Genomic DNA, 26,446 nt, shown 5'->3' with positions numbered 1-26,446 from the left:
CGCCTATAGTCCATCGCATCGGTTATACCCGCAACATACGCTGGATAACACCGTCGCGGTCGATAAACCGGTGCTTCAGGGCGGCACCTATATGACCGACCACAAGAATGCATAGCACCCAGACCAGGCACACGTGCAGGGTATCGGTGAGTAAGCGCAGCGGCTCGTCCTTGCCGATAAGAACCGGCAGATAGCCCAGCCCGAAGAAGCTGACCGGATGCCCCCCAGCCATGCGATGCATATAGCCGGTAAGCGGAACCAGCAACATCAGCGAGTACAACACCCAATGCAGCGTATGCGCGGCCATTTGCTGCCACGAAGGGATATTGGCGGGCAAGGCGGGCGGCTTATGCGTAGCTCGCCAAAACAGGCGAAACACCGCCAGCATGAAAATCAGGCTGCCGATAGAGGCGTGATAAAACAGCGCCGCATCGCGGCCGGGGGTATTTTTAGGAAAGCTCTCCATATAGATACCCACGCTGACGTTAAGAAAAATCAGCAGCGCGATAAGCCAGTGCATGGCAACGGCCACCTTCGTATAAGACGCAGGTGACGAGGATGGTGCCGAGTAAGACGCTGATGCAGACGTGGACATGGCGAGAACCTATCGAATGCGGCCCAGGAGGGGTGCCTACGACAGGTAAGATCTATCCGGGCCGGGGTTTATTCCCGCCCTTTCCGTAAAAACCTGACAGGTCGGCCACTGGCTCGATTCATTCGACCGAGTTGATTCGTTTCATGGCACGCAAGGCCTTGTTCGCAAACGCAGGCGTTGTCTCTGGAGGCGCGGCTGATTCGCACTTTTCACCCCCTTTCGGGGGATCGCATATAGCGCTTTACCCGCCACACTCCTTCGGCGATATCTCACTCAGGAGTCAAGCTCATGACCCGTCTCGTACTCAGCATGTTATTGGCCGCGATGATTAGCTTCCCAGTGTCGGCCCAGGTAACACCGTTTCCGCCTTCTTTCCGAACGCAGGACATACAAACGGATGCGGCAACGCTTCATGTCCGCGTCGGCGGCAAAGGTCCCGCCGTGGTGCTGCTCCATGGCTTTGGCGATACGGGTGATATGTGGGCGCCCCTGGCCGCCGATCTGGCGCACGATCATACGGTCGTCGTGCCCGACCTGCGCGGCATGGGCCTTTCTTCACATCCTGATAGCGGTTACGACAAAAAGACCCAGGCGGGCGATATTCGCTCGGTACTGACGCAGTTGGGCATCGATCATGCCGTGGTCGTCGGCCATGACATAGGCACCATGGTCGCTTATGCATATGCCGCCCGCTATCCCGACAAAACAGATCGGTTGGTCGTGATGGATGCGCCGGTACCGGGCATTCCACCGTGGGATCAAATCGTTCGCTTACCAGCCCTGTGGCACTTCGATTTTGGCGGCCCTGATGCAGAGCGCCTGGTGGCAGGCCGGGAGCGTATTTACCTCGACCGCTTCTGGAATGAGTTTGCCGGCGATCCGTCCAAGATCGATGAAGCCAGCCGCCAGCACTATGCCGCGCTTTATGCCAGACCGGGGGCCATGCATTCGGCCTTTGCCCAGTTCCGATCCATTCGCCAGGACGCAGAAGACAACAAGATATCGATGACGAAGAAATTGCCGATGCCTGTTCTTGCTATCGGCGGCGAAAAGTCCTTCGGGACAAACGAAGCGGTCGTGATGCGCAATGCCGCCACCAACGTCACCGGGCTGGTGGTTCCCGCTGCAGGTCACTGGCTGATGGAAGAAGCTCCCACCATCACGATTAACGCCATACGCAGCTTCATCGACGGCAAGCCAATGACGCCCCCATAGCGCTCCGATGTCGGCACGTGGCGCCGGAACGACATTCAAGATTGATTTTTTTAAAAGTGAGACGCATGGTTAAGGCTCCAACATCCTGGCGGCGATAATCCTGGATAAAGGAATCCACCCGGCCCGGCATCGTGACAGGCCACCCCCGGTTGAGATGGCCGAGTACAAATACCTTAAACAATGCCCGAGACCCCGGAGAACACCCTGGCACCGACACCGAACATGGCGAACGCTTATACCGAAGCTGTCAGGCAGGCTATCGCTTCGCGCCAGAAGCGATATGCCTATCCGCCCGCGGCCATCGATGCCACATCCCCCGCCCCCTCGGTGATGCGGCAGCAATTTACCGTGATGAATGAAGCGGCCAACCTGCAGATGCTGGCCTGGAGCGATTATGTCGGGCGAATACTCGACGTACCGGTATCGCGCGCCCAGGTTGCGAGCGGATTCCGGGGAGAAATCGATACCTATGTGCTGAAGGACATGATTTATCTGGACAGCCGTACCGATCCGGTGTCCCAGGCACGCACCCCTGCGCGCATTTCCACCGACAACATGCGCGATTACGTTTTTCATGTGGTCATCGAAGGCATTGCCGAAACCGTGACGGGACCCTTCCCGCACCGAAAATCGGCTCAGTTCGTGCCTGGCATTCTGGCGTTGGACATGAATCAGTCCATGCGCATGGAACGTCCCACGCGAGCTCGCGTGCTGGCGTTCTTTTTGCCGCGCCCGATGGTGGAGTCGGTGATCCCGCAGGCGGAGTCGATTCACGGCCGGGTGATCGCCTACACCTCGCCGTTGACGCACCTGATTCGCGAACAGCTCGTCGCGCTTTGCCGTGAACTGCCCACGATGCCTGAAGCGGATATTGAAAATACCTTGCACAACTGTGCCCAACTGATCCTGGCCGCTTATGGCAGACAGGCGCGCTTGAGCGACGGCGCACGCGCAGCGGCTCGTGCCGTCATGCTGGGGCGGATCAAACACTACATACAATCGAATCTCCACCGGGAGGAGCTTTCTCCCGACAACATCCTGAGCGCATTTCCCTTGGCGCGCCCCACGCTGTACCGAATGTTCGAACATGAAGGCGGCCTCAGCGCCTACATTCGTCACTGCCGGCTACGCGAGGCAGCAGATGAGCTGGTCCGCTCGACACCGATGACGGTGGCGCAAATTGCCTATCGCTGGGGCTTTAGCTACGCCTCCGACTTTACCCGAGCCTTCCGTAGAGCCTATGGCATGGCGCCGCAGGAGTTCAGATCCCTGGGCCTGGAGTGGTTGCGCGGCTGACCGCTTGGCGCAACCGTTTTACGGTCTTATGGATGCGTTATCCGAGCCCGGCTGCCAGCGCGATCAGCAACAACCCGGCCCCGACCATGACGCCCCCGATGACTCGCGCGACGTACTCACCGGCCGGTGCGAGACGTTCCACGGTGATGGCTGCCGTCACGACGGCCATCGCGCGCAGGTCCATGACCCCGATGACCAGAAGGATCGCCGTCAGGCCGGCACAACCGTAGCTGCAGTGAATGCCTATGCGCAGGCCGAAGCGCCAGGCCGCGCCGGCGGTCGCTGGCAAGCTATCACCGCGCCCTGGTGCCTCTCGGCAATAGGCCAGGTGATGCGCCTTCCACGCAGTGAACTGCAACGCCCCGGCGATCAGCACCACCACGCCAACCGCGATCGGTACAGCGCGCGCCAGCGCCGGCCATTGCATCTCGATCGCCGCCAGCACGACACCCAACGGAAAGACGGCTATTCCGAACACCGTCCAAACCAAAAAGTAACCCGCGCCCACCAACGCGGTCAGCCGATCGAGGCGCATCTCGCCGGTCCTGCCGACGGCCTGGCGATAGCGCCAAAGTATGGGGATCAAGGACGGCAGCATCATCGCCACCATCATCACGACCCACATGCCAAGGAACGACGCCGCAGCGGCGGGCCATGTCTGTCCGGGCATTCGCATCCACGCCATCGACATGGTCCAGCCGCCAGGCATTGGCATCTCGCCCATCGCCGACATCGACGCGCAACAGACCATCGTTACCGCCGCGCTGACGACAAAGAGCAGCGCCGAGACGCCCAAAAACGCGTACTGCGATGACCGCCCGGCAGCCATGCGCCCACAGAGTTCCCGTTCTGCGGCTGCGCTAATGTCGCCCATGACCCGGCTCAGCCCTTGCCGTACTCGTCGTGGCGCTTCCACCAGAAACCCACCTCGTTGCGCCCCTTGGGCGCGCGGTCGAGCCACTGGTACATGCCCCAGATGCCGTCCAACCCACGCGCATAGGTCGAATACGTGTGGTAGATGACGCCGCCATCAAGCACGAACGTGCTCAAGCCCGGCATATCGCGTGTGAACGTCGCCGCATCGGTTCCGCATGTGGCCGCGAACTGGGTGACAGGTTCCGGGATCTGTGCCGCGTCCATCGCGTGACCGCTACGCTCGTAGTTGTATTCGACAAGCCCCTCGCGCTGCTGCTGCTCAGTGAAGGCGATGTTGAAGTCGAAGTTGAAATCGCTGCCGTACGAGGATGCCCAGGGAAACGTCCAGCCCATCCGTTGCTTGTACGTTTGCAGCTTCGCCAGCGGTGCCCGCGATACCGCCGACAGTGTGACGTCATGATTCGCCAAGTGGACGACAAAGCCGTCGAACCCATCGGCAATCGCCGAGCACGAGGGACACCCCGCCTTGTAATCAGGCCCGAACATGAAGTGATAGACGAGAAGTTGCGAACGCCCTTGGAAGAGGTCGGCCAGCGAGGCGCTCCCTTCGTCGGTCTCGAATCGATACGCCTTGTCGACCCGAACCCACGGCAACGCCTGCCGCTGCCGTGCCAGCTCGTCACTGCGCCGCGTAAGCTCCTTCTCGGCCTGGAGCAGCTCGATCCGCGCCGCCAGCCATTCTTCACGTGTCCCGGTCATATGTGTGGTCATAGCCCTTTGCTCCTGACGTGCTGGTTGGTGATGGTGAGATAGACTGCAACCGGGCGACGGATTGGTGGGAGTGACAAGTGTGGCGGGATTCCGATGGACTCGCTAATCACGGCTGCGGCGCGTGCGCTCGCGACGGGTGACCCTCTCGGCGCGCTGAATCGGGTGGCTTTGCGCGGCGACGCGCCAGCGCTCGCGCTTCGCGGCATCGCCATGGCGCAGCTCGGTGATTTCGTGCGGGCGAAAGCTCTGCTCCGAAGTGCAGCACGTGCCTTCGGTCCGAAAGAAGCGGTGGCCCGCGCGCGCTGCGTCGTCGCCGAGGCCGAGATTGCACTCGTCTCGCGCGACCTGGGCTGGCCTGCGAAAGCGCTCGATGCAGCGCGGGCCACGCTTGCAAAGCACGGCGACCAGGTGAATGCAGCACATGCGCGGTATCTTGAGATCCGCCGGCTCCTGCTGATCGGGCGACTCGACGAGGCCGAGCACATGCTCGCCGAGCTGGCCCCCGCGCCCACCCCGCCCGCGTCGCGAGTCGTTCACGAACTGATCGTGGCGGGAATCGCGATGCGACGACTCCAGGCGAAGAAAGCGCTCGCCGCACTCGCCCGCGCCGAGCGCGCCGCGCGCCACGCAGGCATTGCCGCGCTGACAGCCGAGGTCGAAAGCGCATCTCTCGTACTGAACACGCCCGCGGCGCGCTTGATGGCGCGTGGCGAGCAGCGGCTCATCCTGCTCAAGGAGGTTGAAGCGTTACTGGCATCCCGCACGCTCGTCGTGGACGCGTGCCGCCATCTCGTGTGCGACGCAGGCACACTGGTCTCCCTCGCGAGGCGTCCGGTACTGTTCACGCTTGCAAGCGCGTTGGGCGAAGCGTGGCCCGCAGACGTGCCGAGGGACACGCTCATCGCACGGGCCTTCCGAGCGAAGCACGCCGATGAATCGCATCGCGCGCGGTTGCGCGTCGAAATCGGCCGGCTTCGCGCCGTGCTGCGGACGGTGGCCGAGGTGAATGCGACCAAACGAGGTTTTACGCTGGTGCCGCGCCGCGCAGACGAAGTCGTCGTGCTGGCCCGGCCCGTCGATGAGAAACATGCCGCCGTACTCGCCGTACTCGCCGACGGCGAGTCGTGGGCGAGCTCGGCCCTGGCACTGGCGCTTGGAGCCAGCCAGCGCACGGTACAACGGGCGCTCGACTCGCTGATGGCCGCAGGCAAGGTGCAATCGTTTGGTCGTGGGCGCGCTCGTCGTTGGATGACCCCGCCCGTACCGGGATTCACGACGACCTTGTTACTCCCCACTCCATTACCCAGTGACTAGGATGGATGCATGAAAACCTCAACAGCCAACATCATCCGTGAGTACGGGCCTTTTCCAGGTATCGACAACGTGGGCGGGGTCACCTATGACGGTCAGCAAGTCTGGTTTGCCGGCGGCGACACACTGAATGCCCTCGATCCCACCAGCGGAAAGAAGCTGCGCGCGATAGATGTCCCCGCGCATGCGGGAACCGCCTTCGACGGCCAGCACCTGTTTCAGATCGCCGAGAACCGCATCCAAAAGATCGATCCGAACACCGGCCACGTGCTCGCCACGATCCCGGCGCCTGGCGACGGCGGTGACTCGGGGCTCGCATGGGCCGAAGGGACACTCTGGGTCGGCCAGTATCGGGACCGCAAGATCCATCAAGTCGATCCGCAAACCGGAGCGATTCTTCGCACCATCGAATCCAACCGCTTTGTCACCGGCGTTACCTGGACCGACGGAGAGCTTTGGCACGGCACCTGGGAAGGCGATGAGAGCGAGTTGAGGCGCATCGACCCTCGAACGGGAGAAGTCCTGGAGAGGCTTGAGATGCCATCCGGTGTCGGTGTGTCAGGGCTCGAATCCGATGGCGGCGACCAGTTCTTCTGCGGCGGCGGCAACAGCGGAAAGGTGAGAGTCGTTCGGCGACCTAAGCGGGGCTCTGAGACCCCCTAGCAGTAGCAAGGTTGGGGTGACCGGTAGGTTGGGGTGAGCAAAGCGAACCCCAACGCCGCGAACCCGACCAATATCGCCAGTGTCTTGCTGGGGTTCGCTCACGCTCACCCCAGCCTACGGCGTGGTCCAGCATTTCGTTGACATCATCTTGCAGACTCTCGGGCGTAGCGTCCGAATCGATATGATAGCTGTTGTTAAAGCGAATCCGTTGTGCGGATGTCTGCTACAAGTCAAAAACTGACACTCTGCAGCCGACAAGAAGCACTCGCGAACGCTCATCAACCACGACCTGATCAACCGTCGCCCGAGGATGCCGATAGAACCCTAATACTTGCAGCGAAGCTCGATGATCCTGATGCCATGTAGTCCATCTCTTCGCGATCGCAAGTACGCAGAATGGCAATTAGCGGGGATTGAACATCATGATCGGACCTAACACCACCATGAGAATACCGAGATATTTCGGAACCCTCATGAATGATTCGATGGTTCGCACGGCAGAGGACATGCCATCGGTGTTTGCGTTGTACATGACCGAAGCGATCACATTGATGTGAACCCCCAGCTTGCGCTTGACGTAGTAGACGTAGGAATACATCAGCGCGAAACCTACAAGCGATATCGTGAGACCAGCAATAAAGCTTTCCAAAGTCATTTCTCTTTCCCTGTCGATGTTGAGCGAAGCTTTGCAGGCACGTCGTTCTTGGGAGGCATGAACGGGATCATCATCAACGCGATCAACACGATGGGCGCGATAATAGGTATCAGATGAAGCATTGCCGGATACGACGATATCTGAGCGGCGATTGCAGCATTGATGATCGGTCTAACTACGATCAGATAGATTGGGCACCATAGGCAAAAGATGACAAACAGAAAGGCCGCCCTCCTTGACTCAGCTTTTAGATACCGCTCAGATTTTTGTTCCATTGTCCCTCCGTCGAAAAAACTCAGTTCCGCCCCGCATGGAAGCCCTCTCCAGCCCGCACTCTGGCGCACTACTCGTTGACCATGATATGCGCCAACTCTCTCTTAAGGCCAATGATAATGACCTCTGGATACCCAGATGATTGTTCGATGCCGACCGAGTAGCTGAAAGGAGGGCAGTCATCTTCAGCGAGCACCTGAATAACATGACAGCCATGCTTTTCGATGTCGTCCAGACGCTTCTTCTCGGCTGCATCCATGTTCTCTAGTCTCGATTTGAACGTTATCTTAAGCGTCTGTTCTGGGTGGCGGGCGTCCATGTCAACCGCTATGAGCTAGCGTGTCACGATCATGGGTACAGGACCACTCACCGAACGCCTTTGATTGATATCAGTCATGACAAATACCAGGCCGGCATGAGAAAAACTCACGCGGATGCCGCCTACTAGCTTCATGCTTGGCAGTTCGTTCTCGGTTGCCTTGCCATGACCGTCAAAAGCATAAACATGCCCAACGGCGACGCCCAGTAGTTTGTCGTTATCCGCAACCACTCCGAAGAAGGCGACGGTTTCAAGCGAACCTTTTTCGGACTGTCGCTTAGCCAGCGAAGCCCATAAGGACGAAGTGAAACCTTGCACGTAGAAGCGGGAGGCGTAGTCGCCACAAAGTTCGGCAATGCCCCCGCTCGTCATAAAGTGTACCAACCCAACTGAAACAGCAATGCAGCCAGGCTTTCCTGGCATGGCGGCGATGCCGGTCACAGGGCCGCAAACGGGATTCTTCGCCTTTTGACAGGATTGCTCCTTGCCACCCAAGTCGATGTGAATCGATTGGCCCGATGCCACATCGATTCGAAAAAGACCACCGCCCCACTCTCCTGCATTGATGCCGACATAGACGGATGCCTGGTCGGCATAACTCGAACTGACCGGACCATGCGGCGGCTCGCCCAGGAGCGGCTTCGAACGAACATGCCCTGCGACATCAAGGGTCACCACATGTTTGTCCGTCACCAGATAGACGGCATCATCGGCACAGACCATGGCAGTAAGAGATTCATCTCTTGACGCAACGGAAGCCTTCTCAAGCCATTCGCCATCTGATCTCAAACGCAGTGCAAGGGCATTATTGGAATGCTCGGTCAAAGCCAAGATGCGGCCCTGCGACTTACAAATACTCAATACCGGCTCTGGTATCGGCTGCAGGACACGCTCGTCCGCATCAGGGGCGATCGTCGATAGCTCCCCCGAATCTGATCGTAGCCACAAGAGGCCATCGGCGAAGATCGCTTGTGAGATGAAGCTCACCTGCCCTGGGCGAGCTGGCTCCGTCTGGTGTGAAGCATCGCCGGCCTGGATGTTACTGCCACATGCAAATGCCGCGAGGCAGACGAATATGAAACGGTTCTTGACTAAAACAGACATCAGCCCCCCAGGGCCACAATCAAAGTGTTTTCGTGGCTTACGTCTTATAGCTCGCAAGGGCTATGGCCTGAAAGAGGCAACTCAGGCAGACGTGCTTTGGTGCAACCGACAAAGACAGACATCCAGCGAGATGCCTGTTCACCCGCACACTCATTGCCAATCGCGTTTTCGTTTAGTGGCGCCGCCCAGGCTCGCAAGCTTGATGAGCTAGCTAAAGGGTCAGAGTGGACCACCCCAGATACCTCGGACACCCTAAAGCAAGGTGCCTAATTAAACCGTCCGAGAAATCGGGAGGACCACTCGTACTTATTTTCTCCGTCGTGAAGCGACAACCAGAGACAAAGCCAAAAGTCCACCGAGAACGAGCGCGATCCAGCCAGTCGAAGACTGCTTATCGGAGTAAAGGATGGACGCACCTAACGCGGCCAAGCCAACAGATATGATCGGTTGGGCGCTTAGTTGTGCTTGTTCGCATTGGATTACGACCCGCGCCCTTTGTGGAGTATCCGCTTCGACGCGAACACTAACCGCCTCTGTAGTAAACAATATGAATTCGGGAGCTTGCCCCGGAAGACTCCATGGTGAGAGATCCGCTGTAGTCGCAACCCTCAACTCCCTCAGGGCAATCCATGGTGACGTCCAAGAACACTTTCGCGTTGCCGGCGCTGTCGGCAAGGTCGTAACGCACTTTCGAATAGCGGGTACTTTTCTGGATCACCCGAAAGGGAACGGCGACGCCATTCAGCAGCATCACCGCGCCCGTTTCCCCGAGATCAGTAAAAGCAAGAATGCAATCATCTGAATCTACCGAATCGTCGCCTTTCTTCTTTGGCGCGTAAATGCCCAGATTGTTGGGGCATTGATTGTCGGTGAGTCGCCCCACTACGAGGCCATGACCATTGGTTGACGCAAGCCCCCACTCGGGTACGCACAACAGGGCCACCGCAATGGCACCCGCCGCGATGACTCGAAGAAACGAATTTACCAAGCCCATGCCAGCCCCCTTAGCCGAATTGCATCTTTCCAGCGCTGCTCAAATGTCACTAGCTGACGAGGCATTTTTGAGTTCAAGTTATGTCCACCAGGGGTAAAACAGATACATGACCATCATTGATGGGCTCCATGCCTGGAAACCTCCGCGTGACAAGCGTCTGTGCCCGGCGAAGCTGACGGAGCAGGGTCAAGGGGGATCATTCCGCCGAACCTCCTGCCGACCGGAACACCTTTTGAACCGAACGGCTGGTACAACCAGAAAATCACCCAGTTGCGGGGCTCTTTTACTTTGAGCAGACCCGGAAAATAGCTTCCAAGGTCGATTTGGCCCGAAACATATCCGCCTCCCGGGATAACGTACAACGTCTCCGGGAAGTCTTCGATGGGGTATTGAGCCTGCATCGTTTCGCCGGAATAGGCTTGATAGATGAGTAGCCGATTGGCAAGCATTCCACCCCAGGGAAGATTCACGATATCCATGGTCAGTTCCTTACTGGAACAATTCCAGACGCGCATATCCAGATAGAAACGATGGTCTGACTTCTCGATGCCGATGGCCTCCACAGCGATCGGAAGCCCGGCCGTTGACTGTTTGCACCACGCCATGGTCGGGAGGCACACCAAAGACAAAACTGCACATGCTGCTGTCCGAATCTTCATCGCTTCCCTTGCCCAACCTCCTAGATGGAAAGATGTTAACAGCCGAACGATTCCATCATGATCAGCAGCAACCGCGTCCGATCAGGTACGCGGAGGGGATGCGGGTCACCGGATCTATCTGGTTCATGCCCAAGGCAGCGAGGGAATCGGCGTCCGGTGTGATCGCTTCGACGCGGCTACCCTGCTTGCGCAGATCCTCGATCCAGGTCCGCTCCCGGCAGTCTGCGCAAGCCTTCGAACTGCCCTTTCGGTAGCGGCAAGTCGTGACATTCATTCACGGGTATAAGACCACTAAACGCCACCCCGAAATTCTGCGTTACTCCCAATGACTCCCGAAGATGGACCGCTTGAGTTTTGCAGACCCCAAGTCTTCTCCACAGACGCGGCACCATCTCGTAGTCAACGTGATAACCCCTGGGACTCCCGTTTGTCCTAGCTGGATGAACTCATGCTTGCATTGCGCGCGCGCAGCCACTGTTCCAAGGGCGTATACGTTCTTGTCGTATTCGTTACGCGCTTCGGCGAGTCTAGCCAGTCTGGCTGCCGTTCTTTTCGAGCGGACAGCAATAATGACGATTATCAGCGCGGTAAAGCCGAAGACATACCACATAAGGCACCTCCTTGAATTACCTAACGCAGAGGCAACGGACACTCCGCCACCCTTATCGGCGGAGTGTCCGCGTTGTCCGCCGGACCGAGCCGTTGATGGCCGATCGCGAATTTGCGGAATGTAATCTTAGTGTCGTCCCCTATTTGAGTCCTGGAAACTGTAACGCATGACCCCGGATGCCTGGAATGGGTGATTGACGGCAGAATGGCTGCATTGAACTGTCCCGTCGATAATGGGGACGCCAAAGAGCCACCGGGTCACTGCACGCTATCTACAGAGATTGAGTGGGTAGAAGGTCAAAAGGCATTCGTTGCCGATTGACTGAAGATGTCGTCGGAAGATCGCCGCGCGCGGCATGAACTCGATATGGGTTATAGCGCTATGGCTAGCGCTCATCGAGGCGTTCTTCGCCTACCGTGTAAATGGCTTCGGGGACAGCTTCAAGCCGCGACTTGGGAATGACGCTACCGCTTGCATCGGAAGTACCATAGGTACCTTCGTCGATTTTCTCCAGTGCTCGCCGAACATCACTCAGTCGTCGAACGTTCCTGTGAAATAACGCTTCGTCGTTCTCTTGGATGGCAAACCTTTCCGCGCCATCTTCCATGTCTCCAGCCTCCCCTCCCGCAGAGTCTTGAAGTACGCGTTCTTCCGCGCCAGCGGCGTCTCCAGCCCGTATCAATTGGGATCGAAGCGCAATCAAGCGTACGCGTTGAGCTTCGATAAACGTGCTGCTCAAGATATTTTTTGTCGAGCCACTCATAAAACCTCTCTTTGCTCTAGATACCGGCTTGCCATCGCCTATTGCCCGATCTCCGGGCACCATGTCCTCTATAAAACGCGCCCGCTATTTATAAGCCGGCTGCGATACCTCTTCAGTTGCATGCCTTGAGCTGATGGCCGTGGCTGAATGCGCAATCCGGCGCCAGCTAAAAGGCGTGCAGTCAGTCATTACCTTGAACACACGCGAGAAATGCGCCTGATCGGTGAATCCGCATTTCACGGCAACGTCCGCCAGACTGCAGTCGTTTCTGGCCAGTAGCTCCTTGGCCCTTTCGATACGGCGCTCCTGCAGCCAACGATGTGGAGGGAGACCGACCGACTGCTTGAACATGCGCGTGAAATGACCTCGCGACAGGTTGCATGCTTTGGCGAGCGAACTGGTCGAAATGCTGGCTTCCATTTGATCGAGGATGAGACGCTTGGCTAACTTGGCCTGCCAAGGTGCCAGCCCGCCACGGAGGGGCGACGCCTGGGCTCGTTCGCCTGATCGCACTTCAACATAGGCTTCGATGGCTAGCTTGAGATAGTGCAGCACGCCGTCCGCCAAGTGTTCTTGGTGTTCGCAAACCGTCTTCCATGCATCCCTCAAGGAATGACCGACGCGATCCATCCGCACTGGGTTCTCTTGCTCCAACCATAGCGACGCAGCCTCAGGAGCAACGGTAGTGCGAGGATCATCTGGCGGCACCAAGTCAGATCGACGTGGCAGCGTTTGCAAATGATCTAAGTGTTCAATCAGATCGCCGTCAATATGTGCGAAATGAATGCACATGAAGCCGTCTCCAAGTTTCAAGGAAGCGGTAACTCTCACGCCGTGGCGTCAACCACTTCAGACACGGCACCATCTCAATACCAAGTCAGCGAATGCAGTTGACGTCTCATTGATTTTTTCCACGTCTCACCCAGACGTGCCCACGCTTGCCGGCAATGCTGAAGTCCTCCTCAACACGTAATGCCTGGCCGTCGTGGACATCGACAGACCGACCATGAGCTATCGCGAACTTGCTCAGCTCATTTCTTGCGAGGCCCGCTGCATGCAGCTTGAAGCATGGTGCTCCAAGCGAGATGGATTGCGTATCCCCAAATAGAGTGCATTTGCACCCCCTAGTTGAGTGAGCACGGCATCCCCGACGGGTAAGTGCAGCACGCTCAGCCAAGCTTCTCGCATCGGCTCAAAGCACAAAAAATAGACGCCATATCTACAAGACGCTGCCCAATCCAACCTACAGAATGCCACGCCCCACGGGGTGTCCTACGCCACCCTCTTACTTCCAAAAGGTGATTTGACATGACGGATACAAGTGAAGCCAAGCAGCGGCAAAAGGCAAAACTCACGACACCGAACTCTCTTGGGCCCGAGGCCCGCCGGGATATTTCCGCCGAGCTCAACGGCCTTCTGGCTGATTTCTTTGCTCTCTACATGAAGACAAAGAACTTCCATTGGCACATGTCGGGTCCCAATTTCAGGGACTACCACTTGCTGCTGGACGAGCAATCCGATCAGATCTACGCCACCTTTGATCCCATTGCCGAACGCGTGCGAAAGCTAGGCGGAACGACGCTCAGATCGACGGGCCATCTCGCCCGCTTGCAGCGATTGTCGGACAACGATGCGGACTTTGTGACGCCATCGGACATGCTCGCTGAACTTCGCGAAGACAACGGTCGGATAGCCGCCTTCATGCGAGAGACGCATGCGCTATGCGGCGAATACAACGATGTAGCCACGACCAGCGCGCTTGAAAACTGGATCGATGAAGCCGAGCGGCGCGTATGGTTTCTATTCGAATCGGGACGCGCCTCCTAAGCGCATCCCCTTCGCCTGACGGCAAGCGGAGAGCATGCCCGGCAGAGCCAGGTCGGCAGATTCTCGACCGTTGCGGTGATACCGCTCGTGGTGCGAACACGAGCGGTCAATGCAGATCCTATGGGGGGAATCCATCGCGAGCGCGGCGCACGGCCATACCGACCAACCATCGCCACCGCGAGCGCCCGGACCCGTACGCGACGGGGCCGGGCACCCGAAGTCTTACTTCGGTGCCGCTGGGGTCCAGATTCGACAGGCGAAGCGAGCCGTTCAACCTGGCCGCGCGCTCACGCATGCCAAGCAAGCCGTAGTGACCCTCACTCACCTTCTTGCCGACAGTGCTCATATTTATACCGCTGCCGTTATCGCGTATGTACAGAATGAAAGCATAGGTGCGGTACACGATATGGATGGACACCTCGCTGGCGTTCGCATGCTTGAACGCATTGAGCAGCGCCTCCTTGCCTACCGCGTGAATTTCCTCGCAGGCCACGGTATGCAGCTCCCGCACCTCGCCGTGGATGGTTACCGCAATATCCATGTGTCGCATGGCACGCATGGATTCCGCATCAAGCTGCAATGCGGTTGCCATATCCAGGCGCTCATCCACGCTTGCCCGCAAGTCCGTCACCCGGTCCCGCGCTTCAATGAGTGCGCGTTCTGCCATATCGGTAAGTTTGTCCAATGTCTTCAGATTTTCGTCCGCACTCTTCGTGCTCTTGGCAAGCGTGTGCATGTGCAAAATGAGCGCTTGGAAATCCTGAATCAGGGTATCGTGAAGCTCACGGGCAATGCGTTCGCGCTCACGCAGCCGCTCTTCGAGACGGCCTCGAATATGCGCCGCCATTTTCCGCAGACGGAATCGATGCATAACGAAAAGCAGCAGCGCGACAAGCACGCCGATTGAAGCCTTGAACCAGAGGGTCTGGTACAGGGTCGGCTCGATCAAGAAAACGAAGTCGGTGTCGCCAGCACTCCATGGGCCATCGCCATTTCGCGCGATAACGCGAAAGCGATAAGTGCCTGGCCCAAGATTGGTATACGTGGCCTCACGCCGGGAGCCTGCCTCCTCCCATCCACCGGAAGTGCCTTCAAGACGATAACGAAACTTGACGCGCTCGGGAATGGCAAGACTGAGTGCCGAGTACGTCAACCTGAGCGCCGTGGTTCGCGCGGGCAGGCGCAAGCCTTTTTCGGCATCGTAGGTTTGCTTGTCCGTTACGACCGATCGGATGACGATCCTGGGTGGGCGCGTATCGCGCGTGATGTGGGACGGATCGATCCAAGCCAGCCCAGTGGATGCCGCCAACCATATCTTTCCATCCGTTCCTTCGACGGCGGTGGGTAACGGTCGAACCTGCTGCGCGCCGCCGGGCATGCCGTCCTCCATGTCAAACACATCGACAGGCATCGAAAAGGCCGGGTCCTTCAATGCCCGCGCCAAATGCTCAGCACGGATGCGGACGGCACCCTTGATGCCATTCACCCAGAGAGAACCATCCTTTGCGGTCACCAAACCGGTGATGCCGCTCAATACGTCCGGCCGCTCGGCCTTGAGCGTATGGAAACGACGGCCATCGAAGCTGGCCAAGCCACGCTCCCCTCCCATCAATGGCGTGGGTTCCGGCAGGATGGCGGTCACCGAACCTGTGTCCAGGCCTGCACCGGCTCCGTATAGATGGACAGCATCGCCATCCAAAATAACCAGGCGATTGTCGTTGTAGCCGAGCCACAACCGACCCCGCGTATCCGCTACGACTCGCGCTGGCGTCGTGTCGGGCAGCTCCCGCAGGCTGCCCTTTGGTATCCAGGTATCGCCATCGACACGGTAAATCGGCGACCCGCGAAACGCGACCCAGAGACGCCCTGCTCCATCACGCGCGATAGACTGGAACCGCTTTCCCTTCTGATCGGACGGCACCGTCAAGGCCTGGAAGCGCCCTTTCGCGAAGTGCCAGAATCCGTCTTGTCCCCCAAGAAAAATGCTGCCGTCGCTGTCGCGAAATAGCGCGGTGGCGTCGCCCGAGAATCCAGCGAACGCCGCAGGTGCAGGATTCAAATGCCACCAACGATCCAGCGTATTGCTCATGCTTGCCGTACCGACCCACATGGCTCCATTCACATCGGGGCTCAATGCAAAATAGACGGGAGAACCGGGCAGCGCTACTTGAATGACGTTATTGGGTCGAAACCGATCGATGCCTAGTTTGGTACCCACCCAAACATTACCCTCGCGATCCTCCAGGAGGGTCATGGGGGCGCCGGACGACAAGCCGTCGGATAGCTTGAAGGTATCCGCACTCAGCGTTTTATCGTCCAAGGACGGCGCCGAATGTCCGGGCGCGCCGTCATGGCAAATGCCGACGTCGACACACGCGACGGACCAGAAGCCACCCTTGCGGTCGAACAGAATGGGGGCACCCCGCTGCCAGTTCCTACCCTCGTCACTGATGGGAATGGAAGGCATGGCTGGAGCGCGAATTTGCGTGAACCCACCCTCCCGGTGCTTCCACAAGGCCCCATCGGGCGCGGTGAAGATGCTGCTGCCTGGAGTCAGCGGTGCGATATCGCTTCGCTCGAAGCGGCGAGCGCCCTTCTTCAAGACGTACACACCGTCGACAGCCGCCGCCCAAAGATCACCCGCGGGGTCCCGCGTCAACTGTGCGGCACCATCGGGGAGCCCCCAATGTTTGTTGGCCACGCTCCACAGACCGTCTTGCAGAACGTAGAGGCCGTTCGCCGTGAGCGCCCAGACCCGGCCGTCGCCATCCTCTGCGAAATCGGATACCGCCTCGCCCACGGGGATGCCTGGAATGGAGGCGCAATCGTGCGTACGTGCGAGGTGACACACGCTTGTCCCGCTCGTCGTAGAGGCAATAAACAGATCGCCCGAGGTTGCTCCAAGCAGCGATCCCACCGACGAAGACGTTTGGCCGCTATCGTTCGCAAAGTCGTAGCGCTCAAAGCTGACACCATCGAAACGGTACAGCCCGGTAGGTGTCCCCAGCCAAAGCCAGCCATCGGCAGTCTGCGCCAACGCCCATACGTCAGGCGGAGCATTCTCTCTCTGCGTCCATGCGGTATGACTGAAATCCTTCAGAGAAGCCACATGAGCGGCTACCTGCGCGTGCCCCGGCATGGCCGATACAAGAAGGCACGCCATCGCCATGGTCGCTTTCGCCAGATGCCTGACCAAGCCACCGCGCGGACGAAACCACGGGAGGTGTTTAGGCAAGTCAAAAGCGGACAGCATCGCCAAAGGGCGCTTATGCCCGCATAAGCTAAAGGTATCCATTTACGATGCTGTGTTCGCCGTTTGCTGCGGAGAGAAGATGATAAAGCTCGCATCTTCTCAAGCTTCCAGGCGATCATAAATGTTCTGCGCCTAAGCGGTCTCCATCGCCGAAACCTGAACCGTTGGGGGACTTTTTGGACCTGCGGGTATCTGGGCGAAGAGCCATGCCCTGTCGCGATAACGACCTAACCGAGACGCCATTCGTGCGAGGCCGGAACTATCGGGAATCTAGCCCGCCTCGGGACTCAGGAACTTGTGCACAGCCTGGATCACCACCGATCCTTCGCCGACACCGGACGCCACACGCTTGACCGAGCCGCTACGCACATCCCCCACCGCAAAGATGCCGGGCTTGCTGGTAGCAAACGGTACCGAGGTAGGCATGCCCTCGCTATCGATGCCGGTGATAACGAAACCCTTCGCATCCAGTGCGAGACAGCCATCGAGCCAATCCGTATTCGGCTCGGCGCCGACCATGACGAATATATTGGCGACCGCTCGGGTTTCGCGTTGGCCATCTCGCCGTCCGAACCAGGTCACATGCTGCAGCCGTTCGCCGCCCTCAAGGCCCGCGATCTCCGTTTCGGTATGCAGGGTAATATGGGGTGATTGGTGGATGCGCCGAATGAGGTAGTCGGACATGGTCGCCGCCAACCCCGTCCCGCGCACAAGCATATGCACGTGCGCGGCTATACGCGAAAGAAACACTGCGGCCTGTCCTGCGGAATTTCCTCCACCCACCACAATGACTTCCTCGCCAGCGCAAAGCTTCCCCTCCATCGGCGTGGCAGCGTAATGAATACCCTGCCCTTCATAGCGGTCGTAGTTGGGCACATCCAGCTTGCGATACCGTGCGCCCGTCGCGACCACAACGGCGCGTGCCGTCACCCGCTGCCCATCGTCCAGTTCAAGCTGATATGGCTGCGATGCGCAGTGGAGGTCAACCACGTTGCGCGAGATGGCCAGGCGCGCACCAAACTTTTGTGCCTGAATCTGCGCCCGGCCCGCCAGCGCCTGCCCGGAAATACCGGTGGGAAACCCAAGATAGTTCTCGATCTTCGACGACGTGCCAGCCTGGCCTCCAGGTGCCATGCCCTCGATCACGATGGTATCCAAGCCCTCGGAGGCGGCATAGACCGCCGCAGCCAGGCCTGCCGGCCCCGCCCCCACCACAGCAACGTCGTGGACGTGACCAGGATCGAGCGATTCGGTCAAACCCAGGCTATCGGCAAGCTCAGCCGTCGACGGGTTCATCAACATCTGATGGTCCGGCCAAACCACGACGGGAAATAAATGCGGCTGGACCTCGAACGTGTCTAGCAGCCCAGCGGCCTTGGGGTCGAGATCGCTATCGATCAGCCGATGCGGGTAACCGTTGCGAACCAGGAATCGCTGCAGCCGCAGGGTGTCGGCGCCATGGCCCGGCCCGATCAACACCACGCCGCCAATACTCTGCTGGATAATGTTTACGCGGCGAAGAATGAACGCGCGCATGATGATCTCGCCGATGTCGGGCTCTCCGCTGACCAGCCTGCGGAAGTTTTCGCGAGTGATGCGAATCACCCGGCTTTCAACCGTCGTCAAACCCGATACCAGGATCATGCGTTGATTGAAGTGGTCTAGCTCGCCAGTGAACTGATGGCGCGTATGCGTAGTGACCGTTCGCGGAAGGCCATCATTGTCGAGATCGATAATTTCGATGCCGCCTTCCAATACGAAAAAGAAATCCGCGCCGCGTTGACCGCGCTCAAATAGCGCGGTGCCCGCAGGCAAATGCTCGGCCTTGCCATAAACCGCGATGCGTTCGGCCATTTCACCCGTCAGCCGGGGAAAGCGTTGTGCGTCGCGTGAATGAGGGTCTGGATCGGCCGGGTTGTATGAAGCATGGTGCGTCTCGTCTTGCATAGTGCATCTCACTGGCAGGAGGCAAAAACGTGAAGCATTGATCTAGACGGCACTACGGAAGCACTACGGAATTAGCGCCTTCATGCGCTACGGCAGCGTGCGCCCGTTGCCGATCAGCGCCAAAGGCCGCACGCGCCTACTCGACGATTTCGTTGGCTTGCCCATTGAGTACGGCTTTCATCATCCAGATACTGAAGCCTTTCGCATGATGGCCTCTTGTTCGCAATGATGGCACGGCCATGTCTGATGCGAAGTAACCCCGCACCCGTCATTCGCTTACTCAGAATAACCCAGCGCGTGGAGGGAAGTACCCCCCAATCGAGTAAGTCGCGCGACCCAGAATAATGAAACCGCAAAGATGATGGTGTGATTATCTAGAGGATGCTTCTTTGCAATAGCCGACGTCTCAATGCCCGACGCTGCTCTCGTGCGAGGCGGTGACTGTAGTCCAATGATGTTTGTGAAGATGACTCATGTGCATAGAACCGCACATTTGTTCAATCCATTCAGAACAAGTGGTAAGACTATGACCGGCAGCGATTACGCCTCCCGGATTTCGGCAAGAGCCGATAGATACGGCTCGCCATTCCCAGGGGTCGAGTACGCGCACACCATGCTTTATCACGCGACGCGCCTCAGACAAAATGCCCGACGCATGCGATTCCAATGGCTAATGTAAGTGTAGATCGCCTCTTCTGCTGACAATGGAGTTTCCCAATGCCCCACCCATGCGGCCATCTCGCTTCCATTCGTGACGTCACGCCCAGTGCGCGTGGTTGCGAGGAATGCCTCAAATCCGGAGACGTCTGGGTCCACTTGCGCATCTGTCGCAGTTGCGGCCACGTGGGTTGTTGCGACGATTCACCGAACCGGCACGCCAGAAAGCATTTCCAACACACCCAGCATCCGATCATCGAAGGCTACGACCCACCCGAAGGCTGGGGCTGGTGCTATGTCGACGAAATCTTGTTCGACCTTCGCGATCGCATGACCCCTCAGCTAGGTCCCATTCCGCGCTATTACTAATGACTCGGCAGCTCATCGCTTCATGAGCATTCGGCACCCCTGATTCGGATATTCACCATGCCTGGCCGCCCTGTACCGCCTCCAGGACGAATAGCTTTGGCGGCCGAACTCGCCGTAATCAACATCGACCACAACCAAACTATGCCCAACGGGGGGCCAGAACCATCATGAGTTTGCGCATTGGCATTGTCGGTGGCTCCGTTGGTGGCCTGTTTGCCGCGGTGCTCCTGGCGCGGCACGGTCACCAGGTGATCGTGATGGAGCGCGCGCGTCACGGCTTGGCCCGGCGCGGCGCCGGCCTGGTAGTGCAAGAGCAGGTCACCCGCATCCTTCATATGGTGGGCCTTCCCCATGTGGCGGAGACCGGCGTATGGGCGAACGAACGCATCGTGCTGGATCTATACGGCAACGTGATAACGCGCGATCCCCGCCCTCAGATGCAGATGTCCTGGGACCTGCTCTATGACGGTTTTCGCAAACTGCTGCCGGAGCAGCTTTACCTTACCGGCGCTACGGTCAGCGAGATCGTGCCGTCCCATCAAAGTGTCAAGGCCATGCTCGCCGACGGCCTCACGTTCGAGTTCGATCTGCTGATCGGCGCGGACGGACAAGGCTCGATCGTACGTAATGTCGTAAACGAAGATGCCACCGCCAACATCCGACCCGACTACGTTGGTTACACGGCGTGGCGCGGCCTGGTGGCCGAGGACGCAATACCCCGGCAGGCCGCAGACGAACTCTTCGAGCGCTTCGCTTTCCATTTCGGCAAAGGAACGCAGGCGCTTGGCTACCTGGTGCCCGGTTCCAATGGGCAGATTGCGGTGGGTGAACGCCGTTACAACTGGGTCTGGTATCGCCAGCTACCTGCTCAGTCATTGAGTGATCTGCTCAACCATGCCCAGCGCACTGGCTCGCTCTCCCTGGGTCCCGGCGAGCTGCCGCTCGACATGCGCGAAGCTCTGATTGCCGACGCCAGATCACAGCTTCCTCCACCATTCGCAGCGGCCATAGCCGCAGAGTCTCAGCCGTTCGTGCAGCCGATCTACGATTATCAGAGTTCGCGCATGGTGAACCGCCGCGTCGTACTGCTTGGGGACGCGGCCTTTATTGCCCGCCCTCACACTGCCATGGGTGTAGCAAAGGCCGCGGCCGATGCGATGGCATTGGCTAACGCCCTGGCTAGCCGGCCGGTGGACGAGGCGCTGGCCGCCTATGAGCGTGCCCGCCTTCCCGAGGGCCGCGCCATGGTCGACTACGGACGCCGGCTGGGTCAGTCGATGTCCGAATCACTCGCCCATTAGTCCGCTGCGCCATGGCCAGCCTTGGGCGGCGTACTGGCCGATGGGGCTTCTATCAAACGGCCAGTAGTTGGACGGCCAGTAGTTAAACGGCCAGTAATTGCTCTGTCTGGCTCCAGAGCCTTGCCTGCAACCCAGGGTCCCTACCCGGCCACACCGGTGTCAGAGGCCGGGCGCCCTTGAATCTGGCGCTCGAACAGCGAGGCCTTGTGTTTGATGAGCGCATCAGACATTGGACCGACGATGAGTTGCGTCAATTCACGACCGCGCTTCGTCGCTTCAACATGCAGGATCAATAACGGATAAGGGCGCAGAGTTGTTGGTGGGTGATGTCCGCCCCGAGCCGAGGCTATACGTTCGACGGCAAGGCCATACCTTCCCTCTCTCCACGACGGGGAGAGAGGGAAGTACAACATCATCGCCCGACAAGGGACTTATGAACGGGCTTTCATCAAAACACTATTGAGCCCAATCGGCCGCCCAAACAAGCGGCCAGCCTTGGTCCGTCCACTGCGGCACCCAGAACTTGCCGCTATCGGTGACGGGCATATAGCTGCTACCCGGCACGACGTAAAGCGTGTTGTTACGCCAGGTATTGCCAAAAGCCTTCTCCCAGCGGTTATCGCCGTCATAGACGCTGTAAAGGGCCGAGTTGGTCGGCATCAGATCGGTGCCGTATACGTTTCCGGTAAAGGTGTCGTTGGTATTGCCGGCACCATCGCCGCCAAAGTCCACCGTGTTATGCCAGCCGGACACGTAGTTGTTGGTCACTGTGACGTGATCGTAGTAGGCCGTACTGTACTGAAGCGCGATAGCTTCATTGTTCGCCACCGAGACGAGAGTGTTGTGATCGATGGTGAGGTAAGCGACTGTGTCGCCGTCGTTGGACAAGATCCCGTCCGTATGGTCGATACCACCGCCATCGGCACGCGTGTCATGAATGTAGGAGTCTCTTATGGTGACAGGCTGCTGCTGACTGGACAGGCCAATTTGAATAGCCTCGGCAAAGCCCCAAAAGTTTGAATGGTCGACGGAAAAGCTGCCCGCGTTGTAGGTGGGGAGGTCCTCAACCTGATTCACACCGTACGACACACCTTGCTCATAGGAAACCGGCGGCGCAGCTACACCCAAAGGCTTGAATGTCGAGTACGAGAAAACAATATTATTGCCATTCGAGTATTTGGCGACAGCCTGACTGCCATTGCCAAAGCCGTTGACGTCGGACTCGAACAGACACCCAACAAACCTGACGTTGACAGGGATGCCCGGAACGCCGGCCGTACCGATTTCCACGCCATTGGGAAAATAGCAGTAGCTGTACGTCTTGTTGCTATCGATCGGGCCGGAGCATGCGGTGCCATTCGGAATGGGCGAGTACGTGGTCAGATGCCCAGGATAGTTCGGCTCAGCCTGGTATCCGGTGTTGGTAGCGTTTGGCCAACTTGCGGAAGCCTGCACCAACTGCGTGCGGGGAGCCACCAGATTGGCCCGCTGAGTGGATGCTGGCGAGGCATCAGCGGCAGAGCTATACCCTGCCTGGCCAACCGATAAAGCCAGAACGATTAAAGCAGTCAATCGGGAACAGCGCATTTCCATCGTGAACTCCGATATTGAATTAGGACATGCCTGGATTTACCAGGATTTCTTCAGCAGATTCACCCTTCCAACAAAAAAACACGCAACACCATGGATCCCCCTGACTGTCATGTGGGTTGCCTGTTATCGGTCACGAATTCATCGAGCTGTAATGACCGTGCACTTTTCGCACAGCCAGCCAGATGGATTACTTCGCGTCGCGAAGCGCGCATGTTAGAGAGTGTGCGCAGCATCCATAAGCACCCAGCGAACGAATAAACAATTCACTGCCGGCGAACGATGGCATGTTGCTGATCTACGACTTCGATACTGAGCACTGCTTGGCAGTCGCTATCGTTTTGAATCGATCACTATGAGCACTCGTTACCGTGATCTGAGCATCGATGCGATCATGATCGAAAAATCAACAGTGACCTGTGGATCGGCACATCCGCCATAAGTGCGGAGCCAATCGAAGCGATTGAAGGAAGAGTAGCAAGCAGGTTGGCATGCACCTGAATCAATACATTGATATGTGCTTGTCGATACTGAAGCCACAGGATTTGCAGGGCAGCGCGTGGTCGGGATGGCGGAAGATGCTCGCCACCGAATGATAGCGACCCTTGCATTGGGGGCAGGCCGAGCGCAGAAAAGGCAGCGCCAGCGGCAAAAAAACAAGTACGCCGGCCAGACGCATACTCCAACGCACAGCATTCGGAAACTGAGTGTAAATTTCAGCGCACATTAAACAGCCCAACGCGACGACGAATCCGCTGACGGCCAAGCTCCGCTTACGTCCCATGCCTTCCATAGCCGCACGCAGGCGACGGCGCTCACGCGCCGCGTCGATGTTTTTTTCGTCCATTGCCCCTCCCCTGATTCCCCGCAGTTGTAATCGATAAACTCTGGAATGCCAAGCCTCACGATGTAGGTTGGGGTGAGCGCAAGCGAACCCCAACAAGGCCGTGATGTTGATGAGTTTCGCTGTGTTGGGGTTCGCTTGCGCTCACCCCAACCTACGACATCCGCTTCGGGCGATTGAAGGCTTACCAGATCTTCACTTGCTTGTCGGGCGAGCGAACCATCGTATCGCCCGGCTTGCACTGAAATGCGGCAGCGAATGCTTCCATGTTCGACGGCGCGCCGATCACGCGCATGGCGGGCGGTGCGTGCACGTTGGTATTGACGTAGAGCAGGGCTTTCTTCTCGCGCATGCTTGAGCGGTAAATACGCGCCCAGTTGAAGAAGAAGCGTTGATCCTCGGTGTAGCCGTCGATTTTTTGTGCGGGATCTTTCGAGCTTTTTTTCAGCGCTGTCTGCAGTGCGTCGTAGGCTACGTTCAGGCCACCCAGATCGGCGATGTTCTCGCCCAGGGTCAGCTTGCCGTTGACGTGCGTGTCGGGTTTGTCTTTGATCGGGGCGTACTCGTTGAACTGCAGCACCAGTTTGTCGGTGCGCGCGTTAAATTTGGCGAGGTCGTCCTTGCTCCACCAATTCTTGTTGTTGCCCTCACCGTCGAACTGGCTGCCTTCGTCGTCGAAGCCGTGGCTGGCTTCGTGACCGATCACTGCGCCGATGCCGCCATAGTTGATCGCATCGTCGGCGGTGGCGTCAAAGAACGGCGGTTGCAGGATGGCGGCCGGGAAGTTGATCGTGTTGTCGGACGAGCTGTAATAGGCGTTGACCGTCTGCGGCGTCATGCTCCACTCCTTGCGGTCGGTGGGTTTGCCGATATGGCCGATGTCGTAACGGTAGTTGAATTTGGCCGCCGCCTTGACGTTGGCGTAGTAGTCGTCCGGCTTGATCTCAAGACCCGACCAGTCGCGCCACTTGTCGGGGTAGCCAATCTTCGGCAGAAAGGTGTCCCACTTGGCGATGGCCTTGGCCTTGGTCTGGTCGCTCATCCAGTCGAGGTTCTCGATACGCGCCTTTAGCGCGTTGCGCACGTTATCGACCAGTTCTTCGGCGCGCCGCTTCGCCTCAGGGGTAAACATCTTGGCCACGTAGAGCTGGCCCAAAGCTTCGCCCATGTCGCCGTTGACGGTGCCGAGCATGCGCTTCCAACGCAGCTTCTGCTGCGGCTGACCCGACAGGGCCTGGCCGTAAAACGCGAACTTGGCATTCTGGAAATTCTCGGACAGATCGTTGGCCGCGCCATCGATTGCGTGGAAGCGCAAATAGGCCTGCCACTGGGCGACCGGCGTGCCGACGAGCATGTTGTCGATCTGGGCGAAGAACTTCGGTTGCGTCAGCGAGAAGCCGTTGCTGATGGTCAGATCTTGCGCGCTAAAGAATTTCTGCCAACTGAAGTGCGGAGTGACTTTGTCGGCCTCTTTTACGGTGACGTAGTGGTACTGGTTCTTCGTATCGCGCTCTTCCACCAGTGACAGCGAAGCGGCGGCGAGCTGAGTCTCGAACTTCATCACTTGGTCGGCTTGTGTCTTCGCCTCATCCGCAGGCACTCCAGTGAGCTGGAACGACTTGGCGATGTAGGCAACGTAAGCAACGCGGATATCGGCATATGCCGGGTCGCTGTAGTAATCCTTGGTCGGCAGACCCAATCCACCCTGACTGGCGTAGCCGATCTGCATCTTGGCGTCCTGGTAGTCCGGGTTGGCGCCGAAGTTGAATAGCGGCTGGTCACCCTCGCTGAAACTGCGGTCGATGTAGTCGATTACGTCGGCAGCGGACTTAAGCTTGCCGATCGCGTCCAGCTTTGGCTTGATCGGATCGAAGCCGGCCTTGTTGATGGCGTCCTCGTTCATGCCCGAGCGGTACAGCCAGCCGATCTTCTGCTCGATCGAGCCGGCCTGCGCACGATCGGCGTTTTTGTTGGCCGTATCGACGATATCGTGCTGGGTGTTGAGGCTGCTCTCGGCGAGCGCATCGTAGGCGCCCCAGCCGCTGCGGTCCTCGGGAATCGGATTGGCGGCTACCCACTTGGCGTTGACGAAGCCGTTGAAGTCCTGGCAAGCAGCGATATTGCTATCCAGCTCGCTGACGTCGAACGGTCTCTTTGCTGTGGCCGCAACGGCGACGCTGGCCGCCTTTGCTGGTGCGGTGCTGGTGCTGTTGGCTGGCGTGGATTGTTCCGCTGCGGCTTCGTGCTTGCCGCAGGCGCTCAACGACAAAGCCAGGCTTACCGCAACGGTAATGGGCTTCAGATAGGGTTTGGTCATGGATACCTTCTCGCAACGTGGACAACCCGGCAGGCACAACGCCGGATACCGCTATGGCTTGTCACGATAGGCTGCGGGGTGTGGGGTTACACAGTGTCGAAGGTCAGGCAGTGTCGAAGGTCAGGGGATTGCGCCGTGCTATCGGCGATGGCCGCAAGCGGACGTTGCGCGCCAGCCTGCAAACAGGCTTAGCTGCAAGATCCGCTTACGGCCGTTGCTTGTGCCGAGTTTCTCTAA

Annotated in this window: 24 protein-coding genes; 8 read left to right on the top strand and 16 right to left on the bottom strand. The window is 58.5% G+C overall.

Annotation, left to right across the window (positions count from 1 at the left end; genetic code table 11):
• Positions 1–22 precede the first annotated feature (22 nt).
• A complete protein-coding gene (locus DVJ77_RS10195) occupies positions 23–595 on the bottom strand; it encodes a cytochrome b (protein WP_114845409.1) in 573 nt (190 codons plus the stop codon).
• Positions 596–883: 288 nt separating this feature from the next.
• Between DVJ77_RS10195 and DVJ77_RS10190 the strand changes: the two genes are divergently transcribed.
• Both DVJ77_RS10190 and DVJ77_RS10185 read left to right on the top strand, forming a co-directional pair.
• Positions 884–1,810 carry an alpha/beta fold hydrolase gene (locus DVJ77_RS10190; RefSeq protein ID WP_114845408.1) on the top strand — a complete coding sequence of 309 codons (927 nt, stop codon included), beginning with the start codon at positions 884–886 and terminating at the stop codon, positions 1,808–1,810.
• A gap of 180 nt (positions 1,811–1,990) precedes the next feature.
• Entirely contained in the window at positions 1,991–3,106 is a 1,116-nt protein-coding gene (locus tag DVJ77_RS10185) for a helix-turn-helix domain-containing protein (RefSeq protein ID WP_225427935.1), read from the top strand.
• Between the two features lie 37 nt (positions 3,107–3,143).
• Here DVJ77_RS10185 and DVJ77_RS10180 read toward each other — a convergent pair whose 3' ends face one another.
• On the bottom strand, positions 3,144–3,980 hold the full coding sequence (locus DVJ77_RS10180; protein WP_114845407.1) for a DUF2182 domain-containing protein: 837 nt from the start codon (positions 3,978–3,980) through the stop codon (positions 3,144–3,146).
• A gap of 8 nt (positions 3,981–3,988) precedes the next feature.
• Positions 3,989–4,753: a DUF899 domain-containing protein gene (locus DVJ77_RS10175; RefSeq protein ID WP_114845406.1), complete on the bottom strand. Its 765-nt coding sequence runs from the start codon at positions 4,751–4,753 to the stop codon at positions 3,989–3,991.
• A gap of 93 nt (positions 4,754–4,846) precedes the next feature.
• On the opposite strand from DVJ77_RS10175, the gene DVJ77_RS10170 reads away from it, so the two are divergent.
• Positions 4,847–6,067 (top strand): helix-turn-helix domain-containing protein, encoded by a 1,221-nt coding sequence (locus DVJ77_RS10170; protein ID WP_114845405.1) that lies wholly within the window; start codon positions 4,847–4,849, stop codon positions 6,065–6,067.
• Between the two features lie 9 nt (positions 6,068–6,076).
• Positions 6,077–6,727, top strand: a complete 651-nt coding sequence (locus DVJ77_RS10165) for a Vgb family protein (RefSeq protein WP_114845404.1) — start codon at positions 6,077–6,079, stop codon at positions 6,725–6,727.
• A 403-nt stretch (positions 6,728–7,130) separates the two neighbouring features.
• On the opposite strand, the gene DVJ77_RS10160 is transcribed toward DVJ77_RS10165, so the two are convergent.
• The 8 genes from DVJ77_RS10160 to DVJ77_RS10115 all read right to left on the bottom strand — a co-directional run bounded on the left by DVJ77_RS10160 (position 7,131) and on the right by DVJ77_RS10115 (position 12,896).
• Entirely contained in the window at positions 7,131–7,382 is a 252-nt protein-coding gene (locus DVJ77_RS10160) for a hypothetical protein (RefSeq protein ID WP_114845403.1), read from the bottom strand.
• Positions 7,379–7,657, bottom strand: a complete 279-nt coding sequence (locus DVJ77_RS10155) for a hypothetical protein (RefSeq protein WP_114845402.1) — start codon at positions 7,655–7,657, stop codon at positions 7,379–7,381. Before DVJ77_RS10155 ends, DVJ77_RS10160 begins: the two co-directional genes overlap by 4 nt.
• 68 nt (positions 7,658–7,725) lie before the next feature.
• Entirely contained in the window at positions 7,726–7,914 is a 189-nt protein-coding gene (locus DVJ77_RS10150) for a DUF4262 domain-containing protein (protein ID WP_162791450.1), read from the bottom strand.
• Positions 7,915–7,989: 75 nt separating this feature from the next.
• Entirely contained in the window at positions 7,990–9,078 is a 1,089-nt protein-coding gene (locus DVJ77_RS10145; RefSeq protein ID WP_162791449.1) for a hypothetical protein, read from the bottom strand.
• A 523-nt stretch (positions 9,079–9,601) separates the two neighbouring features.
• Positions 9,602–10,072 (bottom strand): hypothetical protein, encoded by a 471-nt coding sequence (locus DVJ77_RS10140; RefSeq protein ID WP_114845399.1) that lies wholly within the window; start codon positions 10,070–10,072, stop codon positions 9,602–9,604.
• 113 nt (positions 10,073–10,185) lie between these two features.
• Positions 10,186–10,731 carry a hypothetical protein gene (locus DVJ77_RS10135; protein WP_114845398.1) on the bottom strand — a complete coding sequence of 182 codons (546 nt, stop codon included), beginning with the start codon at positions 10,729–10,731 and terminating at the stop codon, positions 10,186–10,188.
• A 995-nt stretch (positions 10,732–11,726) separates the two neighbouring features.
• A complete protein-coding gene (locus DVJ77_RS10120) occupies positions 11,727–12,104 on the bottom strand; it encodes a TraR/DksA family transcriptional regulator (protein WP_114845396.1) in 378 nt (125 codons plus the stop codon).
• 84 nt (positions 12,105–12,188) lie between these two features.
• The gene (locus DVJ77_RS10115) at positions 12,189–12,896 is read right to left on the bottom strand and encodes a helix-turn-helix domain-containing protein (protein WP_225427934.1); all 708 of its coding nucleotides are present in this window, start codon (positions 12,894–12,896) and stop codon (positions 12,189–12,191) included.
• Positions 12,897–13,412: 516 nt separating this feature from the next.
• Between DVJ77_RS10115 and DVJ77_RS10110 the strand changes: the two genes are divergently transcribed.
• Positions 13,413–13,931 (top strand): Dps family protein, encoded by a 519-nt coding sequence (locus tag DVJ77_RS10110; RefSeq protein ID WP_114845395.1) that lies wholly within the window; start codon positions 13,413–13,415, stop codon positions 13,929–13,931.
• 118 nt (positions 13,932–14,049) lie between these two features.
• Here DVJ77_RS10110 and DVJ77_RS10105 read toward each other — a convergent pair whose 3' ends face one another.
• Both DVJ77_RS10105 and DVJ77_RS10100 read right to left on the bottom strand, forming a co-directional pair.
• Positions 14,050–17,040, bottom strand: coding sequence for a sensor histidine kinase (locus DVJ77_RS10105; protein ID WP_162791448.1), 2,991 nt, complete (start codon positions 17,038–17,040; stop codon positions 14,050–14,052).
• Positions 17,041–17,454: 414 nt separating this feature from the next.
• Complete coding sequence (locus DVJ77_RS10100) at positions 17,455–19,131, bottom strand: FAD-dependent oxidoreductase (RefSeq protein WP_114845393.1); 1,677 nt, start codon at positions 19,129–19,131, stop codon at positions 17,455–17,457.
• A gap of 82 nt (positions 19,132–19,213) precedes the next feature.
• On the opposite strand from DVJ77_RS10100, the gene DVJ77_RS21095 reads away from it, so the two are divergent.
• The 3 genes from DVJ77_RS21095 (at position 19,214) to DVJ77_RS10090 (ending at position 21,458) form a co-directional block, all read left to right on the top strand.
• Positions 19,214–19,360 (top strand): hypothetical protein, encoded by a 147-nt coding sequence (locus tag DVJ77_RS21095; protein WP_162791447.1) that lies wholly within the window; start codon positions 19,214–19,216, stop codon positions 19,358–19,360.
• Between the two features lie 488 nt (positions 19,361–19,848).
• The gene (locus DVJ77_RS10095) at positions 19,849–20,157 is read left to right on the top strand and encodes a UBP-type zinc finger domain-containing protein (protein WP_114845392.1); all 309 of its coding nucleotides are present in this window, start codon (positions 19,849–19,851) and stop codon (positions 20,155–20,157) included.
• A gap of 167 nt (positions 20,158–20,324) precedes the next feature.
• Positions 20,325–21,458: an FAD binding domain-containing protein gene (locus DVJ77_RS10090; RefSeq protein ID WP_114845391.1), complete on the top strand. Its 1,134-nt coding sequence runs from the start codon at positions 20,325–20,327 to the stop codon at positions 21,456–21,458.
• 456 nt (positions 21,459–21,914) lie between these two features.
• Here DVJ77_RS10090 and DVJ77_RS10085 read toward each other — a convergent pair whose 3' ends face one another.
• The 3 genes from DVJ77_RS10085 to DVJ77_RS10075 all read right to left on the bottom strand — a co-directional run bounded on the left by DVJ77_RS10085 (position 21,915) and on the right by DVJ77_RS10075 (position 26,209).
• Positions 21,915–23,051: a hypothetical protein gene (locus DVJ77_RS10085; protein ID WP_114845390.1), complete on the bottom strand. Its 1,137-nt coding sequence runs from the start codon at positions 23,049–23,051 to the stop codon at positions 21,915–21,917.
• Positions 23,052–23,550: 499 nt separating this feature from the next.
• Positions 23,551–23,895 carry a hypothetical protein gene (locus DVJ77_RS10080; RefSeq protein WP_114845389.1) on the bottom strand — a complete coding sequence of 115 codons (345 nt, stop codon included), beginning with the start codon at positions 23,893–23,895 and terminating at the stop codon, positions 23,551–23,553.
• A gap of 181 nt (positions 23,896–24,076) precedes the next feature.
• Complete coding sequence (locus tag DVJ77_RS10075; RefSeq protein WP_114845388.1) at positions 24,077–26,209, bottom strand: M13 family metallopeptidase; 2,133 nt, start codon at positions 26,207–26,209, stop codon at positions 24,077–24,079.
• Positions 26,210–26,446 lie beyond the last annotated feature (237 nt).

The organism is Dyella tabacisoli, assembly GCF_003350925.1.
Classification (GTDB): domain Bacteria; phylum Pseudomonadota; class Gammaproteobacteria; order Xanthomonadales; family Rhodanobacteraceae; genus Dyella_C; species Dyella_C tabacisoli.
This window is presented reverse-complemented; position numbering and strand designations above follow the sequence as displayed.